This is a genomic window from Ornithinibacillus massiliensis, from assembly GCF_018310345.1.
Taxonomy (GTDB): domain Bacteria; phylum Bacillota; class Bacilli; order Bacillales; family Amphibacillaceae; genus Ornithinibacillus; species Ornithinibacillus massiliensis.
In genome coordinates, this window is record NZ_JAGXBY010000001.1 from 842,452 (window position 1) to 858,208 (window position 15,757).

Consider the following 15,757-nt stretch of genomic DNA (forward strand, 5'->3'; position numbering starts at 1 on the left):
CGAAATTAATAATCAGCGAATACTAGATAATCCTACTTAATTCTTGGACTAACTCTGGAATTCCCTGTCTATTACCCTGGAATTTTGAAAAATAAAGATTATTGAACTTATGCTATAATAAGAATATTATTTTTGGCTACATACCTACATAATTTATATCTAATATCTCGTGAGGTGGAAGATGACAAATTCAAAAGTAAGCGTACAAGTGAAATCGAGCAACTTTATTTGGCATACTCATGAAGGGCAGTTAACTCTTGATGGAGCTCCGATACTATTGTTTTGGGAATCTGCCATTGAACTATTTATGAATACAATTGAGGAAGTTTCAGGATCAGAGGTATCAAAGACGGTATTTGAAGCCACAGGTTATCGAATGGGGCATCTTGTAAGTAGTTATTATGAAGGTCGTACAGATATAGAACAAGTTCTTAAAGAATACAATGATGTTTATAGGAATTCTGGATGGGGTAACTTCATGCTTGCGGATTACTCCTTTAAGGAGAAGCGAGCAGTTATCCGGCTAACAAATAGTTGGGAACACCGGATTTTTAAACATTCGGACCGTGACAAAGCAGGTGTTCTATTACCAAGTCATTGGGCAGGTATTTTTGCCGGATTATTGAAGGAAAATATGTGGTATAACATTAGAAAAAGTCAATTGAACGGTGATCCGTACGATGAAATTGAAATCTATCCTTCTTCCATCACCGTTACCCAAAATATTCATGAATTAACTAGGCAGACCGAAACCAGATATATTCAAGAATTAGAGAAAAAGGTGAATGAAAGAACAGCAGAATTAACCTCTTTGGTTAGAGAGTTATCCGCACCAATCATTCCAGTTTTACAGGGGATTTTAGTTACCACTTTAATTGGAAACTTTAATGAGGAACGGATATCAGATTTAATGGAAAAGGCATTAGTAGAGATTTCTAGACAACAAGCGAATTACCTTTTGATTGATTTAACTGGATTAACCAATATTGATGCATATACCATTAGCTGCATTCAGAGCTTAGTTCAGGCAATTCGCTTGCTCGGGGGAGAGTGTGTTTTAGTTGGGATATCGAAGGAATTAAGTATTAAAATTAGCCAATCAGAAATTGATATGTCAGCTATTACTTCCTTTTCTACTCTTCAACGGGGAGTAGCATATGCTCTAGAACAAACAGGGTATGAATTAATAAAAAATAAAAGGATATAGCGATTTTTTAGGGCCAGATGAATAATAGTAGTTATTGAAAACGGGATATGAGTAATACAACAATCCACCTTGTAATCGTATTTGTTGATGCGATTACAAGGTGGATTGTTAGTTAAATGGTATTAAACTAAAGTGGCTTCGGTTTATAGAAGAGTGGTAGTTGATAAAACCTTATTAATGTAGAGGTAACATTACAAACTTATATGTTTGAAGAATAAGATACCATCTCTATTTCTATCTGCCGAATGGCAAATATTCAATCCATGTATAAGGAATAGGAACACTCGAATTTTAGAAAAAGTTATATGCAGTACTTTTTGGAGAAGGTAGGTTAACCAAAGCACGATTATAGACTGATATACATCATCACAAACTAATCGTAGTTCACAAAAAGGGGTGAAACAGTAACCTGTTCCGTTCCACCATAATTTGTTAATACCACTTTCCTAATAATTTTATGATTTGATTTCTTCAAGTTGTTTGATAATAGCATTTAGCTCTTCTTTCATTGCTCATGTTGTTTTATCATAGAATAACGGATTGCTTTGAGAGGATATGATTCTTTATTCATGCAATTAAAATCGAAAATAGTACTTAAACCGCATTATAATCACCAAATACCTAACCAAGTAATCTTTAAATACAATCAACCATATGATAGTACTAAATACAAATTTAAAACTGCTCAAACACCAGGAGGGGAATTATGAAAAAAACAAAAATCAGTTTCCACCACCTCATCATCATCCTAATTCTCATCTTCATCAGTTCCATCATCATCTGGTCGTTATATAAGAATATCGTTTTATCCCCTGAGCATGTTGCTTTAATCATGCTCATCGCATTAGTTGGTCTTAGTTTTTCCTTTGATAAGTTGAGCTTGGGAAGGATATTCTCTGTGGAGAAGAAAATGAAGCGGGTGGAAGAAAAACAGGAGGAATTAACAGAAGTCAATAACAGACTAAGCGTAGAATATAGTCATTTCAAACAAGAAATGCTTACATTTATGGTGAATTCCATGAATCAGATATCCAACCAACTGAGCAACCAAACGGTTACGATAAACACGGCAGCTAATGTTGTCCCCGCTTCGGAAAAGGAAAAAGAAAATGACGATGAAGTCATGTCCTACTCCAGTAAGGAATCCCCTACTAAGACCCCAGAAGAAAATGAAGCCATTCCTACATTTAAACAGGAACATAGTAAGCTAATTAAAGGAACGAGTACGGATCTAGAGGAAAACATTGAACGACAAGCTCTGAAACAGGTTGCTCACAACCTAGGACTCCCACTAGAAGATATCGCTTATCATGTAAGAATTGATATTCCGGATCAACACATCATTGAGAAGCGAAGAATTTACAATGCCTTTCTACATGTAGACGGAATGCATTACTTCTTTAAGATGATGTATTCACCATTCAGCATGGCAAATGTGGACCGAATTCAAAACATGCTTAATGATATTAACCTCTATACTGGAAGGAATCATGTAAGAGCAAAGTTAATTCTCATTTTAGTAAACTGCAATAAGGAGGAGCTTCAAAAAGAGAAGGACTACCTAGAGAAGTTTCAACGACGGTATATGCACTACTTCCAGCCAGCTTTGGAGAGAGGGTATTTGATTATTGATACATTTGAGGTGAAAGATTAACAAGACGATTATTCCGAAAGAGATAAACTATGACAGAATGTTAGAAAGATGTGGCAGAATGAATGTGTTGAAGGTAACGACTAATCGGCTAGTATAAAACGGTGACCAACCGGATTTATAGTAGTCGGTTTTTCATGTAGTAATAAATTTAAATGAGGGTTAGCAAATCAGAAATTTTATGGAATTAATCGATAAAAAGGCTCAATCCAGTTAATAGAGTAGGTGTCTTCCTTATTGGATTGATAAAGGGAATTTTTCTCCTAATCATTCACATGTCTTTTCTATCGAGACGATTAAAGAGAGTGGGAGGACTTTGTTTATAGTTGACTAAAAGCTATTCGTATTCGGTGCAGTAGTATAACGACGAATTTTATAAAATGAAATTAAAGGGATTTTACGCAAAATAGTCGAATAAATAGTGATAAATTGGATTAGAGGAACACGATTATTTAGGGAGTTGGCAGATATTAAACGTTTCTAAAGTTGTGGAAGTAAGGTTCTAAATGGAAGACAGTCAGATGGGAGAGGACATCTTGAAAAAGCTTTATATCATTTTACTAGTAGTTATGTTCATGTGGGGTTTAAATGTCTCTGCGTTAAAAATGTTAGTCATTAGCTTTGATCCGATATTAATAACTGGATTTAGAATTTTAGTTGCAGGAGTTGCGGTATTAATTGGATGTTATGGGTTAGGGATTTTTCGTCTCCCGTATAAAAATGAATGGAAGATTATTTTATCCATATCCGTTTTTAATGTTGTGCTCCATCATATATTTATTGCGGTTGGCTTAGAAATTACGTCTGCTGTCAATGGTAGTTTAATTATCGGGATGGCTCCATTAATTACGATGATTATTTCAGGAATACTATTAAAACAGTTTGTATCACGGTGGAGAGTATTTGGGTTTATCCTCGGATTTGTAGGTGTGGTGATTACGACATTAGTAGGGGAAGATGGATTTGCAGCTGTCTCTATAGGGGATTTGCTTGTGTTTTTAGGTATCGTTGTACAAGGCTTGAGTTTTGTGTTTATAAGTAAGTTAAAGCCATCATTTGATCCAAGACTACTTACTGGTTATATGATGATGGTTGGTTCAGTTTGTATTATATTGTATAGTTTTATATTAAAGAAAGACTTTACCGAATTAGCGAGTTTAGTAGATTGGAAAATGGCTTCTATCTTTATCTTTAGTGCTATCTTTGCTACGGCATTCGGTCATATGACATATAACTATGCGATAAAGAAGGTAGGACCTGCAGAGTCAGCCATTTTTCTCAATTTAAACACCTTATTTGCGTTAATTGGTGCAGCTATCTTTTTGGGCGAAATGATACATCTGTTTCATGTAATTGGATTTATCTTTATTATCGTTGGGATTGTTTTCGGTACGGGAGCTAGTGAGAGTATGTATAGGAGATACAAGGTTAGAAGGGAGGTGAGTTAAGGAAATCAGAATGCTATTTTCAAGAATTATAGTCGATACGATGGAAAGTGCTTTAACTTATATAATGGAAGAAGAATGTATTAACAAATCCCACTAGGAGATGCTTAGTGGGATTTGTTTTTGTAAAACAATATCGCTATTTAAAGGAATCTGTCTAATTATGTCGAATTAACAAATGTAATAGTGCGGAAATTTTGTGCTACAAGCAAATTATCTAATGTCTCTGTCAAATGGCCAGTATAAAGGAGGAATGGGGAATGAGCGAACTTTTCCATACAGGAAGATTTTATTCGCGAGTTGTTCAAGAAGTACAGCGCTTAATTAATGAGGATGTCATTTTGACGGATCAAGATGGGATTATCGTTGCTAGTAGTGATCCATCAAGAATAAATGATTTTCATGAAGGTGCTTTGTTAGCTATGCAAACGAAGCAAAATATGTTTATGACAGAGGAATTGACATCAACATTAAAAGGTGTACGCAAGGGGGTTGTTTTACCAATTATTATTGAGGAAAAGCCAATTGGTTGTATAGGAATTACTGGGGAGCCTAAGGTAGTACAGCCTTTTGCCATGTTGGTACAAAAGGTTGCGGAGCTTTTTGTACAGGATTCTATTATTCAAGCAAATGAAGAGAGACAAGCACGTGAGCTAGAGTTTTTTGTGTTCGATTGGATAAATTCTAAAGAAGTGACCAAATCTCTTTTGGAACGAAGTCGTTTTTTTAGTATTCATATGAGTAAATATGAACGAGTATTAGTATTAAAGAACAATCTATCCACTTTACAATTCTCCTACAAGGATATCAATCTATTACATACGGTTTGGGATCAAGATGGGGACACACTATTTATCAGGTGGGGGCAGGATAAGCTATTAATGCTGCTAACTGATAAATTCAATCAAAATATCCTACAACAAAAATTGGTGAATTTTATCCGAGATATGGAGAAGACATTGAAAATAGAGATGGTAGTGGGTGTTGGACAAGTTACATCTTATGAACAATTGTACCTCTCATTTGAACAAGCAGACCGGGCGTGTGAGGCAGCCTCCAATGAGAAACCAATTGTATTTGAGGAAGAACTACGCTTCGATATTTTACAGCAGGCATTAGATGATGTCACTAAGAATAATTTTATCAAACGAACGATAGAACCACTAAAAAGTGAAGTGATATTGCTACAAACACTGACAAGTTGGTTTCGAAATGATATGTCTAATCAAGTAACGGCAAAGGAATTACATATTCATAAAAATACATTGCTTTATCGCTTAAAACGAATAGAAGAATTAACAGGATTAAAGACTAGTAAAATACATCATCTAGTCATTTTGTATATTGGTTATCGTTTTTTAAGTGAATAAGTCTGATAAATTGTGCTGTAGCACAAAAAATATTCTTAAAACCCTTATTATATTTGTTCTCTGGTATATAGATTTCTATGATTCTGAATAATATAATAAATTTCAAGGCGCCAATATATTGAGATAGAGGGGGATATCTATAATTACGGAAAACTTAATTCAGTCCTTTCAAGCAATTTGTGGGATTGAAAATGTAGAATATTCCAATGCAGCAAGACTAGCATATTCCTATGATGCAACTGCCAACTTCCAAGCCTTGCCGGATTTGGTTCTTGCACCTCGGAATAGAGATGAGGTAGCTGCGATTGTAAAAATGTGTGCGGAGCATCATATCCCGATTGTTCCAAGAGGATCTGGTACTAACTTATCAGCAGGAACAAGCCCATCAAGTGGCGGGGTGGTGTTACTCTTTAAGAATATGAATCAAATTCTGGAGTTGGATCAAGAGAATTTGACGGTAACCGTACAACCAGGCGTTATAACGAAAACGCTAATTGATTATGTAGAAGGACTTGATTTATTCTATCCTCCTGATCCGAGTTCACTGAAAATTTCAACTATTGGAGGAAATATAAGTGAAAATTCTGGTGGGCTACGTGGTCTCAAGTATGGTGTAACTAAAGATTATGTTTTAGGGTTAGAAGCCGTTTTACCCAATGGGGATATTATTCGAACTGGGGGCAAACTAGCAAAAGATGTTGCAGGTTATGATTTGACTAGTTTACTAGTTGGATCAGAAGGAACACTAGCTGTTATTACCGAAGCTACGTTGAAATTAATTCCAAAGCCACCATTTAAAGAGACAATTCTTGCGATGTTTCAAACATTAGAAGAGGCAGCCGAAGCTGTGTCGGCTATCTTAGCAGCGAGAATCATTCCAACGACACTGGAGTTTATGGATCAAGGAACTGTTCAGGTGATAGAAGATTATAAGCAAATTGGCCTTCCTACTCATTGTGAAGCGGTTCTATTAATAGAACAAGACGGCCCACTTGAATCGGTTGAAAAAGATATGGATAAAATGTATCAAATTTGTTCAGAACATGGGGCAATCGAGTTGCGAAAGGCAGAGTCGGATGAAGAGGCAGAGGATTTGCGCTCTGCAAGACGTGAGGCATTATCCGCATTAGCAAAACTTCGTCCAACAACGATATTGGAGGATGCCACTGTACCGAGGTCTAACATTGCACCAATGGTTCGAGAGATTATCCGAATTGCTGCGAAGTACAATGTAACCATCCGTACATTCGGTCATGCTGGTGATGGGAATTTACATCCGACTTGTTTAACGGACTTACGAGATAAAGAGGAAATGGAGAGGGTGGAACAGGCATTTGAGGAAATATTTCACGCTTCGATCGAACTCGGAGGAACTATTACGGGAGAGCATGGGGTTGGCGAGATGAAAGCTCCTTATTTAGAGTGGAAAATTGGTGAGGCAGGAATCCAGGTTATGAAAGCAATCAAGCAAGGTATTGATCCAATGAATATCATGAATCCTGGAAAGATGTTTGCTAAATCAACTAAGGAACGTTTGGTGATGTCTAATGTCTAACTTAGCATTGTCCGAGCAAATTCAAAGAGGATTTCAAGAGAACTTGGAAGAAGAAAAGCTATTAGATTGCATGCGCTGTGGATTCTGTTTACCTGCTTGTCCAACCTATATTCATTCCAATTATAATGAAGCCCAATCACCTAGAGGTAGAATCGCGATGATGAAAGCAGTTCGGGATGGTGATATTCCGTTTGATGACTCGATAGCGGAATCATTAGACTTATGCCTAGGGTGTAGAGCATGTGAACCTGCATGTCCGGCTGGTGTGGAATATGGACATTTGTTAGAACATGCGAGAGATGTAATCCAGCGGGAAAAGAAGCCATCTATTAAAGAGAAAGTTGTTAGAAAGGTTGCCTTTGATCACTTATTTCAAGAACCAAATAAAATGGAAAAAACCGTGGGATTAGTGCGGTTTTATCAAAGGTCTGGAATGCAAGCGCTTACTCGGAAGATGAATATCCTTTCCTTTTTCCCTGATATATTGAAAGGCATGGAAAGGGTGTTACCGCCAATAGAAAAGAAACGAACTATTCAAGGTGGAGTATTTCCTGCGGAGAAGAAGTCGACTAGGGTAGCATTTTTTACTGGGTGCTTAATGAATTCGGTCTTTTTCAAGACAAATGAAGCAACCATTAAGCTACTGCAAAAGGTAGGTTGTGATGTTTGGGTCCCGGAAAACCAGGTATGTTGTGGTGCACTACATGGACATAGTGGAGAACTAGAAAAGGCAAAGAAAAACGCAAGAAAAAATTTAGACAGTTTTGATGTGAACGAAGTGGATTATATCGTGAATAATGCTGGAGGCTGTGGAGCATTCTTATCCGAGTATGAGCATCTCTTGAAGGATGAACCAGATTATTTGGACAAGGCAAGGGCTTTTTCTAGAAAAACGGTTGATATTACATCACTGCTATATAAGCAAGGAATAATGGATTTATCTTTACGTTATACCGGAGGCGAGAAGATTACCATTACTTATCAGGATTCTTGCCACCTACGAAATGTAAATCATGTTGTAAATGAACCTAGGGAAATCTTAAAATCTATTGAAAATGTAGACTTTGTCGAGCTAAAAGGGGCAGATCAATGCTGTGGCTCAGCAGGTATTTATAATCTGATACATGAAGATATGTCTATGAGGATTTTAGATGATCGAATGGAGAATGTGAAAGATACGGATTCACAAATTATTATTACGACCAATCCAGGGTGTTTGTTACAGATGAAGTTGGGGATTGATAGAGCTGGGCTTTCTGATAAAATGGAAGCGCTTCACATTGTGGATTTTATTTATGAATACTTAATAAAGGATTAAACTATGGGGGGTAATGTTATTGAATAAGATTATTAGTATGCTAGTTTTCGCGTGTGTCATTTCTCTTGTAAGTGCCTGTTCATCGGGTTCGAATTCAGATGGAGAGAAGGAGTATAAGCTCCAAATGTCTGTTACGGTTACTGATACTTCGACTTGGTATCAAGCGGCTGAGAAGCTTGCAGAAGATTTAGAGGCAGAAACCGATGGCCGTATTACAGTGGAAGTGTTTCCGAATGAACAATTATCTGGAGGGGATTCGGGAAAAGCAGTAGAGCTTCTTTCTAAGGGAAATATCGATTTAACCTTTAACTCAACTATCATCTATTCGATTTTAGATGAGCGTTTCGGTGTAGCAAGTGCACCATTTCTATTTAAAGACTTAGATGAAGTGGATGAAGTGTTTAATGGTGATGGTGGAGAAGCATTGAAGGAGATTTTAAGGGAAATTGGTGTAGAGCCTCTTGGTTATGGTCAGAATGGCTTCCGTCAAGTAACCAATAGTGTTCGCGAAATTAAGACTCCGGAGGATATTAAGGGGCTTAAAATTCGAATCCCTGGAATTACGATGTACACAGACTTATGGCGTGAACTTGGAGCAAATCCATCAACCATGACATTCTCAGAAGTTTTCACATCGCTTCAACAGAATACAATTGATGGACAGGAAAACCCAATTGATGTCATCCACTCTTCTCGATTAGAAGAAGTTCAAGATTATATTTCTATGTGGAACTATTCTTATGATCCATTAGTGTTAGGGATTAATAAAAAACTATTTGATTCCATGAGTGAAGAAGATCAAGAATTAATTACGAGATTAGGGGCAGAAGCTGCTAACTATCAGGTGGAACTAGCACGAAAGGTAGAGGCAGAACAAATTACTGAATTAGAAGAAAAAGGGATGCAATTCTACTATCCAACTGAAGAAGAACTTGCGTTGTTTAAAGAAACTGTTCAACCAGTCTACGATAAATATGAAGCTATTTGGGGTGCGGATTTATTAGAGGCATTTACCCCTTAAATCGAAAGGAGGTAACGACGTGGCTAAATGGTTTAACCGTTTGGAAGAAATTATAGTTGTTCTTGCTTTAGTGGTTATGTCGATTATCGCTTTTAGTAATGTTATCACTAGAAATTTTTTCGACCTTTCATTGTCTTTTACGGAAGAGGTAACTATCAATTTATTTGTCTTGTTAACGTTTATTGGAACATCTATTGGGGTGCGTAAGAACGCGCACCTTGGATTTTCCTTGATTTATGATAAATCGCCAGAATCACTGAAGCGAATACTTACGATTATAATCGGTGTAATCTCGGTTAGTATCTTTGGACTATTTAGTTATTTTGGTTTTGAAATGGTTCAATTTCAACTGGATATGAATTCAACGACTCCAGCATTAGGTTGGCCACGTTGGATATTCTCTTTGGGATTACCTATCGGAGCATTATTATGTGCGATCCGTTCAGTTGAAGCGGTTATAAAAGAGTGGAAAGAACTAAGCCAGGAGGGGACAACATGATTGCATTATTACTATTCGGCGTATTCTTTTTACTTATTTTATTAAGAATACCGATTGGCCTTTCTCTTGCTGTTTCCTCGATGATGGTTCTATTCGTTACGCTTGGTACAAGAGGGTTTAACCTGATAGCGGATATTATGTACGCAAGTGTTGCTAAATTTACATTACTTGCGATTCCTTTTTTCATTTTAGCTGGTGTCATTATGGAGCATTCCGGCATCTCCAAAAGATTAATTAATTTTGCACAAGCTTTAGTTGGACATTATAAAAGTGGCATTGTATTTATTACCGTTATTGTAGCGGTATTCTTTGCGGCAATCTCTGGTTCAGGGCCAGCGACAGTTGCAGCTATTGGGGGAATTCTCATCCCTGCTTTAGTGAAAAATGGTTATAAGAAAGAAACAGCTGCAGGTTTAGTAGCTAGTTCTGGTTCGATTGGCATTATAATTCCACCGAGTATCGCGTTTATTGTCTTTGCGGTTGTAGCGGGAGACCAAATTCCAGTGTCGATTGGTCGATTGTTTATAGCTGGTATTGTACCAGGTGTTTTATTAGGAATTGGATTGGTTCTAGCGATGATATATGTTCGCTGGAGAAGTGATCGCAGTGAACGGAAGCTTACTACAGATGAGGCAAATCTGGATGGAGAAATAGCAGCAACGACAGAGCGTGCGTCACTACCTGAAGTCGGTAAATCATTTTATCAAGCATTATGGGGATTATTGATTCCAGTCATTATTTTAGGTGGGATTTACGGAGGTAAATTTACTCCTACTGAAGCAGCAGTAGTTGCGGTGTTCTATGGACTTTTTGTCGGGGCTTTTATTTATCGTGAATTAACTTGGAAGAAGCTTTACAAGATCTTTGTTGATGCGTCGGTACAAACAGCAGTCGTGATGTTCATTGTTAGTACAGCATCTATTTTTGCATATATCATTACGACGGAACAGATAGCTAGAGATATTTCAAATGCTTTATTAAGTATATCAGAAAATCCTATTGTGATTTTACTTTTGATTAACATCATCCTCCTAATTGCAGGAGCTTTTATCGATGCGATATCTGCATTGTATATATTCGTGCCAATATTGTTACCAGTTATTTTATTTTTTGACATTGATCCAACGGTATTTGGTGTGTTTATGACGGTTAATTTAGCAATCGGATTATTTACTCCTCCAGTTGGACTGAATTTATATGTTGCAAGTGGAATATCCAAATCATCTCTAGTAGATGTATCGAAGGCAATTATTCCATTCGTTATCGTAGCAATAATGGTATTGCTGTGCATTACGTATATTCCTGCTATATCTAACTTCTTACCAGATTTATTAAATGTAGATTAATAGTTGAAGGGAGAGATTTTACTGTGGATTTAAAAGGGCAAGTGGCTATTATAACGGGTGCCGCAGGTGGTATTGGAGGTGCATCTGCATGCAGGTTAGCAGAACGAGGTGTGAACATCACATTAGTAGATTTGAAGTCTTGTGAAGAAACGATAGCGAAAATTCGTACCATTCGTGAGGATGTTAGGATATTGGAGAAATTAGGTGACATTCGGGATGCCTCTTTTGTCCAAGAAGTGGTGGCTGATACGATAAGGGAATATGGTCAGGTTCATATTTTAGTAAATAATGCTGGAACATGTGGGAGAGTTGATTTAGAAGAGACGACAGAGGAAATCTGGCATCGTGATATGGATACAAATGTTAAGGCAGCGTATCTATTCTCGCAGGCAGTGGTGTATCCGCATATGTTGGCAAATAAGTATGGTCGAATTATTAATATTAGCTCCGTTTCTGGAATCAATGGTGGTGTACTATCTAGTCATCAAGGCTCGAAAAAAGGCCGTTCAGGGCCAGCATATGCCGCTTCAAAGGGTGCATTAATTGCATTAACAAAATGGATTGCTAAAGAATTAGGCGAGTATGGCATTACCTGTAATTCGGTGGCGCCTGGTGCTACTGAAACAGGTATTACCCAAGGTCTTGACTATAATTTTGATCAGCAAGTGATTAAGCGGATGGGGACACCAGATGATATTGCCGAAGCGGTATGTTATTTTGCTTCTCCTTCAGCTGGTTATACGACGGCACAGACATTACGTGTGGATGGAGGTGTCGATATTGGCTAAAACCTATTCTGCCGAACAAATCCAAAGTGTTGTCGGTACGAACGACCAGTGTGTAATGGGTAGATTGACGAAAGATGTGGATTTATTCGAAGGCATTATTCAAGTATGTGAAGAGCATGGTATTCAAACAGCAACCTTTCAGTGTATCGGCTCCTTAACCAGAGTAGGATTAGTCCAGATTGCGCTAAATGAACAAGGGGAAATCGGTTATTCTGAGCCGATTTATTTGGAAAATCCAGTGGAGTTGTTGGCAGGTACGGGATTTATCGGATTAGATGCAAAGGGGGAGTTGGATATTCATTATCATGGCCTTTATGTAGATAGTAATGGGACGATTTCTGGTGGCCACTTCCTGCGTGGTGAGAATCCAACGGCTGTCACGATGGAGTATGTCATTCAACCTACAAGTGATATTCATTTACAACGAAGGATTGATCCTATGTGGAATCTTCCAGTATTTCAATTTACACAAAGGGGGGAATGAGCATTATGGAGACAATAGGATCACAAGCGTATAAAGTTATTCGTGCCTATTCGAATAAAATTGCAGTAAAGTTTGGAGACAAATCGATTAGCTACCGTACACTGTACACACGGGCTATGGCAATCACATCATTTCTTAAACGTAAGGGACTAAAAAAAGGAGACCGTTTTGGGGTTCTCATGTCGAATCGGCTAGAGTATGTAGAGCTGGATCTTGTTGCTGCATATGGAGGGTTTATTAAAGTACCACTTAATTATAAGCTTCATCCAAATGAGCATAAATTTCAGGTAGAGGATGCGAATTTAGCTATTTTAATTGGAGAAAAAGATCTGATTAATCCGATTGAGGTAGAGGTGGAAAGTCTTTATGTTGGTGAGGACTATGAACGAGTGTTGGCAGAATATGAAGGGGAAGTTGTGACGGAAACTGTAGATGAGAATGATATATTTGCTATCATGTATACCTCTGGAACAACTGGGAATCCAAAGGGAGTTATGCTTAGTCATAAGAATATTTTAGCAGGAGCACTATCGTTGAGTTTAGTATGTGAAGTTAATAATCAGGATGTGATTGGACATGTTGCACCGTTAACCCATGGTGCTAATTTCTTATCCCATGTCGCTTGGTTACACGGGACCACACAAGTTATCTACAATAAATTTAACCCAGAAGATTTTATTGATGATATTGCTAGGGACAATGTATCCGTCATTTTTCTAGTACCAACAATGGTAAATTTGATGATTCAACATCCAGGATTTGATCCTAGTAAAATGGTTGGGGTGAAATCAATTAATATGGCGGGCTCTCCAATCGCTGCTAGTAAATTGAAGTTAGCACTAGAGAAGCTTGGAACCAAGTTTGTTGAGACTTATGGGCAGGTTGAAGCGCCCATGTGTATTACGGTCATGCCAAGAAATGAATTATCCAATCGTTTGGAATCCTGTGGAAGAACAGGTCCCTTTGTAGAAATGAAGATTGTTGATCAAGATGGAAAAGAACTACCCACCGGGGAAGTTGGGGAAATTGTGTGTAAAGGTCCCTTGGTTATGCAAGGGTATTGGAATAATAAAGAAGCGACAGAGAAGACGCTGGTTAATGGTTGGTTGCAGACTGGAGATTTAGGCTGGGTTGATCAAGAAGGGTATTTACATATTGTCGACCGAATTAAAGATGTAATTATATCTGGTGGTGTCAATATTTATCCTCGTGAAGTAGAAGAGGTATTGAATAAACATACCGGTGTGAAAGAAACGTGTGTGATCGGTGTTCCTGATGACAAATGGGGAGAATCTATTGTCGCTTATGTTGTGCCAAATGGAACAGAGATTGTCGATGCAGACGAGTTAATTGAGCTATGTAAGCAACACTTAGCTAGCTTTAAGAAACCGAAAGAAGTGTATATTGTTGAAAGTCTTCCAAAAAGTTCATATGGAAAGATACTGAAGAGGGAGTTAAAGAAACAGCATCTTGAAGCGGTGGGAGTTGTGAAAGAATGAGTGTATATGTTCATGGTATTGGAATGACTCAATTTGGAAAATTAGAAAGCCGCACGTTAAAGGATTTATTGTTAGATGCATCTATAGAAGCGTTACATGATGCTGGAAATCCTAGAGTAGATGCGGTATTTGTTGGGAACTTTATGGGCGGTTCGATTTATAACCAGGAAATTCTAGGGGCGATTATTGCGAACGACTTAGGTCTGGGTTATATCCCGACGGCAAAAGTGGAAGGTGCATGTGCATCAGGCGGAATAGCAATAAGGCAAGCTATTTTAGGAATCATGAGTGGTGAGTATGAGACTGTATTAGTCGCTGGAGTGGAAAAGATGAAACATGTGTCCACCTCTGAGGTAACGAAAGCAATTAATGCAGCTATGGATAATGATTCCAATGAAAAACATGCTGGATTAACATTCCCAGGTTTCTTTGGTGTACTTGCTAATCGGTATATTTATGAAACCGAAGCAACTAAAGAACATCTTGCCATGGTAGCGTTGAAAAATAGAGAGAATGCGTTAAATAATCCACTAGCTCAGTTTAAAAAGGCAACTTCTATGGAGGAAATTATGGCTGCGCGAATGATTACTGAGCCACTTGGATTGTTTGATTGCTCGCCGACAACGGATGGAGCATCAGCAATCGTACTTTCTAAGAAAAAATCGGATATTCACGTATTGGCAAGTGCACAAGCTTCCGGTCCAACACAAATGCAAGATACGGTCGAACTTTTATCGATTCCTGCTGTAGGAGAATCTGGTCGAATCGCGTATGAGAAAGCAGGACTTGGGCCGAAGGATATTGATGTAGTCGAAATTCACGATTGCTTCTCGATGACGGAGATTCTTTCCTCTGAAGAATTAGGATTTTTTGCAAAACGAGAAGGATATTTAGCTGTAGAACAAGGTAAAACAAAGCCAAATGGTGAGGTACCGATTAATACAAGTGGTGGCTTATTATCAAAAGGTCATCCTATCGGGGCAACAGGGATTTCTCAAATTTATCAAATCGTACTGCAATTACGTGGAAAAGCACCGAATCAGGTTGATGGGGCTAGGATTGGATTAGCGCAAAATTTAGGCGGAACGGGATCGTATTCCACCGTTCACATCTTGGAGAGGGTGTAACGATATGGAAGCATATAAATGTAAGAAATGCGGATATGAATCTATTACGAGTAAATACTATTGTCCCACATGTCGTTCTTCAGAATTTGAAAAGGTGGACGTACCCAACAGTGGCACTGTCTACAGCTACACAACGATTCATATCGCTCCACCAGAATATGTTGATTTAGCACCTTATCAAGTGGTGTTAGTTGAGCTAACTGAGAAGCTAAAGGTGACCGGATTTATGAAGGAACGTGTAAAAATTGGTGACCAGGTTATGTTTAAAGATGTTAAAGATAGTGCTTATATGTTTGAACGGGTGGGATAAAAGTTGGAGAAGTTGTGGGCTTAGGCTCACAGCTTCTTTGATGGTAAAGGATTGGAGGAGTGACTTTCCCCCTCCCTTAGTAGTATTACTCTATTTATACTAAAGAAAATAGTCTATAAAGAGAAGTAGGAGATTTG

14 protein-coding genes are annotated in these 15,757 nt (G+C 37.9%); all 14 read left to right on the top strand.

Translation table 11 applies throughout. The features are described 5' to 3' along the window. The first annotated feature begins 181 nt into the window (after positions 1 to 181). Entirely contained in the window at positions 182 to 1,207 is a 1,026-nt protein-coding gene (locus tag KGF86_RS03940) for an STAS domain-containing protein (RefSeq protein ID WP_186868431.1), read from the top strand. Positions 1,208 to 1,913: 706 nt separating this feature from the next. Further along, positions 1,914 to 2,861, top strand: a complete 948-nt coding sequence (locus KGF86_RS03945; RefSeq protein ID WP_211741172.1) for a hypothetical protein — start codon at positions 1,914 to 1,916, stop codon at positions 2,859 to 2,861. A gap of 533 nt (positions 2,862 to 3,394) precedes the next feature. Then, complete coding sequence (locus KGF86_RS03950) at positions 3,395 to 4,306, top strand: DMT family transporter (protein WP_246521277.1); 912 nt, start codon at positions 3,395 to 3,397, stop codon at positions 4,304 to 4,306. A 257-nt stretch (positions 4,307 to 4,563) separates the two neighbouring features. Continuing rightward, positions 4,564 to 5,673 carry a CdaR family transcriptional regulator gene (locus tag KGF86_RS03955; RefSeq protein ID WP_211741174.1) on the top strand — a complete coding sequence of 370 codons (1,110 nt, stop codon included), beginning with the start codon at positions 4,564 to 4,566 and terminating at the stop codon, positions 5,671 to 5,673. A 139-nt stretch (positions 5,674 to 5,812) separates the two neighbouring features. Continuing rightward, complete coding sequence (locus KGF86_RS03960) at positions 5,813 to 7,228, top strand: FAD-linked oxidase C-terminal domain-containing protein (protein ID WP_186868491.1); 1,416 nt, start codon at positions 5,813 to 5,815, stop codon at positions 7,226 to 7,228. After that, the gene (locus KGF86_RS03965) at positions 7,221 to 8,546 is read left to right on the top strand and encodes a (Fe-S)-binding protein (protein WP_186868435.1); all 1,326 of its coding nucleotides are present in this window, start codon (positions 7,221 to 7,223) and stop codon (positions 8,544 to 8,546) included. The genes KGF86_RS03960 and KGF86_RS03965 overlap by 8 nt, the downstream gene beginning before the upstream one ends. A 13-nt stretch (positions 8,547 to 8,559) precedes the next feature. After that, entirely contained in the window at positions 8,560 to 9,567 is a 1,008-nt protein-coding gene (locus tag KGF86_RS03970) for a DctP family TRAP transporter solute-binding subunit (RefSeq protein WP_186868436.1), read from the top strand. 19 nt (positions 9,568 to 9,586) lie between these two features. After that, positions 9,587 to 10,066, top strand: a complete 480-nt coding sequence (locus KGF86_RS03975) for a TRAP transporter small permease (RefSeq protein WP_211741175.1) — start codon at positions 9,587 to 9,589, stop codon at positions 10,064 to 10,066. Continuing rightward, positions 10,063 to 11,412 (top strand): TRAP transporter large permease, encoded by a 1,350-nt coding sequence (locus KGF86_RS03980; RefSeq protein WP_211741176.1) that lies wholly within the window; start codon positions 10,063 to 10,065, stop codon positions 11,410 to 11,412. Before KGF86_RS03975 ends, KGF86_RS03980 begins: the two co-directional genes overlap by 4 nt. 23 nt (positions 11,413 to 11,435) lie before the next feature. Next, positions 11,436 to 12,200, top strand: a complete 765-nt coding sequence (locus tag KGF86_RS03985) for an SDR family NAD(P)-dependent oxidoreductase (RefSeq protein ID WP_211741177.1) — start codon at positions 11,436 to 11,438, stop codon at positions 12,198 to 12,200. Then, positions 12,193 to 12,684 carry a PPC domain-containing DNA-binding protein gene (locus KGF86_RS03990; protein WP_246521279.1) on the top strand — a complete coding sequence of 164 codons (492 nt, stop codon included), beginning with the start codon at positions 12,193 to 12,195 and terminating at the stop codon, positions 12,682 to 12,684. Before KGF86_RS03985 ends, KGF86_RS03990 begins: the two co-directional genes overlap by 8 nt. A 5-nt stretch (positions 12,685 to 12,689) precedes the next feature. After that, the gene (locus KGF86_RS03995; RefSeq protein ID WP_211741179.1) at positions 12,690 to 14,183 is read left to right on the top strand and encodes a class I adenylate-forming enzyme family protein; all 1,494 of its coding nucleotides are present in this window, start codon (positions 12,690 to 12,692) and stop codon (positions 14,181 to 14,183) included. Beyond that, positions 14,180 to 15,310: a thiolase C-terminal domain-containing protein gene (locus tag KGF86_RS04000; protein ID WP_211741180.1), complete on the top strand. Its 1,131-nt coding sequence runs from the start codon at positions 14,180 to 14,182 to the stop codon at positions 15,308 to 15,310. The genes KGF86_RS03995 and KGF86_RS04000 overlap by 4 nt, the downstream gene beginning before the upstream one ends. A gap of 4 nt (positions 15,311 to 15,314) precedes the next feature. Beyond that, positions 15,315 to 15,620 carry a Zn-ribbon domain-containing OB-fold protein gene (locus KGF86_RS04005; RefSeq protein WP_186868443.1) on the top strand — a complete coding sequence of 102 codons (306 nt, stop codon included), beginning with the start codon at positions 15,315 to 15,317 and terminating at the stop codon, positions 15,618 to 15,620. Positions 15,621 to 15,757 lie beyond the last annotated feature (137 nt).

Bases quoted from the DNA above. Each gene is read 5' to 3' on its own strand.
- KGF86_RS03970 (WP_186868436.1), top strand. From the start codon at position 8,560: ATGTTATTGAATAAGATTATTAGTATGCTAGTTTTCGCGTGTGTCATT.
- KGF86_RS03965 (WP_186868435.1), top strand. From the start codon at position 7,221: ATGTCTAACTTAGCATTGTCCGAGCAAATTCAAAGAGGATTTCAAGAG.
- KGF86_RS04005 (WP_186868443.1), top strand. From the start codon at position 15,315: ATGGAAGCATATAAATGTAAGAAATGCGGATATGAATCTATTACGAGT.
- KGF86_RS03945 (WP_211741172.1), top strand. From the start codon at position 1,914: ATGAAAAAAACAAAAATCAGTTTCCACCACCTCATCATCATCCTAATT.
- KGF86_RS03995 (WP_211741179.1), top strand. From the start codon at position 12,690: ATGGAGACAATAGGATCACAAGCGTATAAAGTTATTCGTGCCTATTCG.
- KGF86_RS03955 (WP_211741174.1), top strand. From the start codon at position 4,564: ATGAGCGAACTTTTCCATACAGGAAGATTTTATTCGCGAGTTGTTCAA.
- KGF86_RS03940 (WP_186868431.1), top strand. From the start codon at position 182: ATGACAAATTCAAAAGTAAGCGTACAAGTGAAATCGAGCAACTTTATT.
- KGF86_RS04000 (WP_211741180.1), top strand. From the start codon at position 14,180: ATGAGTGTATATGTTCATGGTATTGGAATGACTCAATTTGGAAAATTA.
- KGF86_RS03980 (WP_211741176.1), top strand. From the start codon at position 10,063: ATGATTGCATTATTACTATTCGGCGTATTCTTTTTACTTATTTTATTA.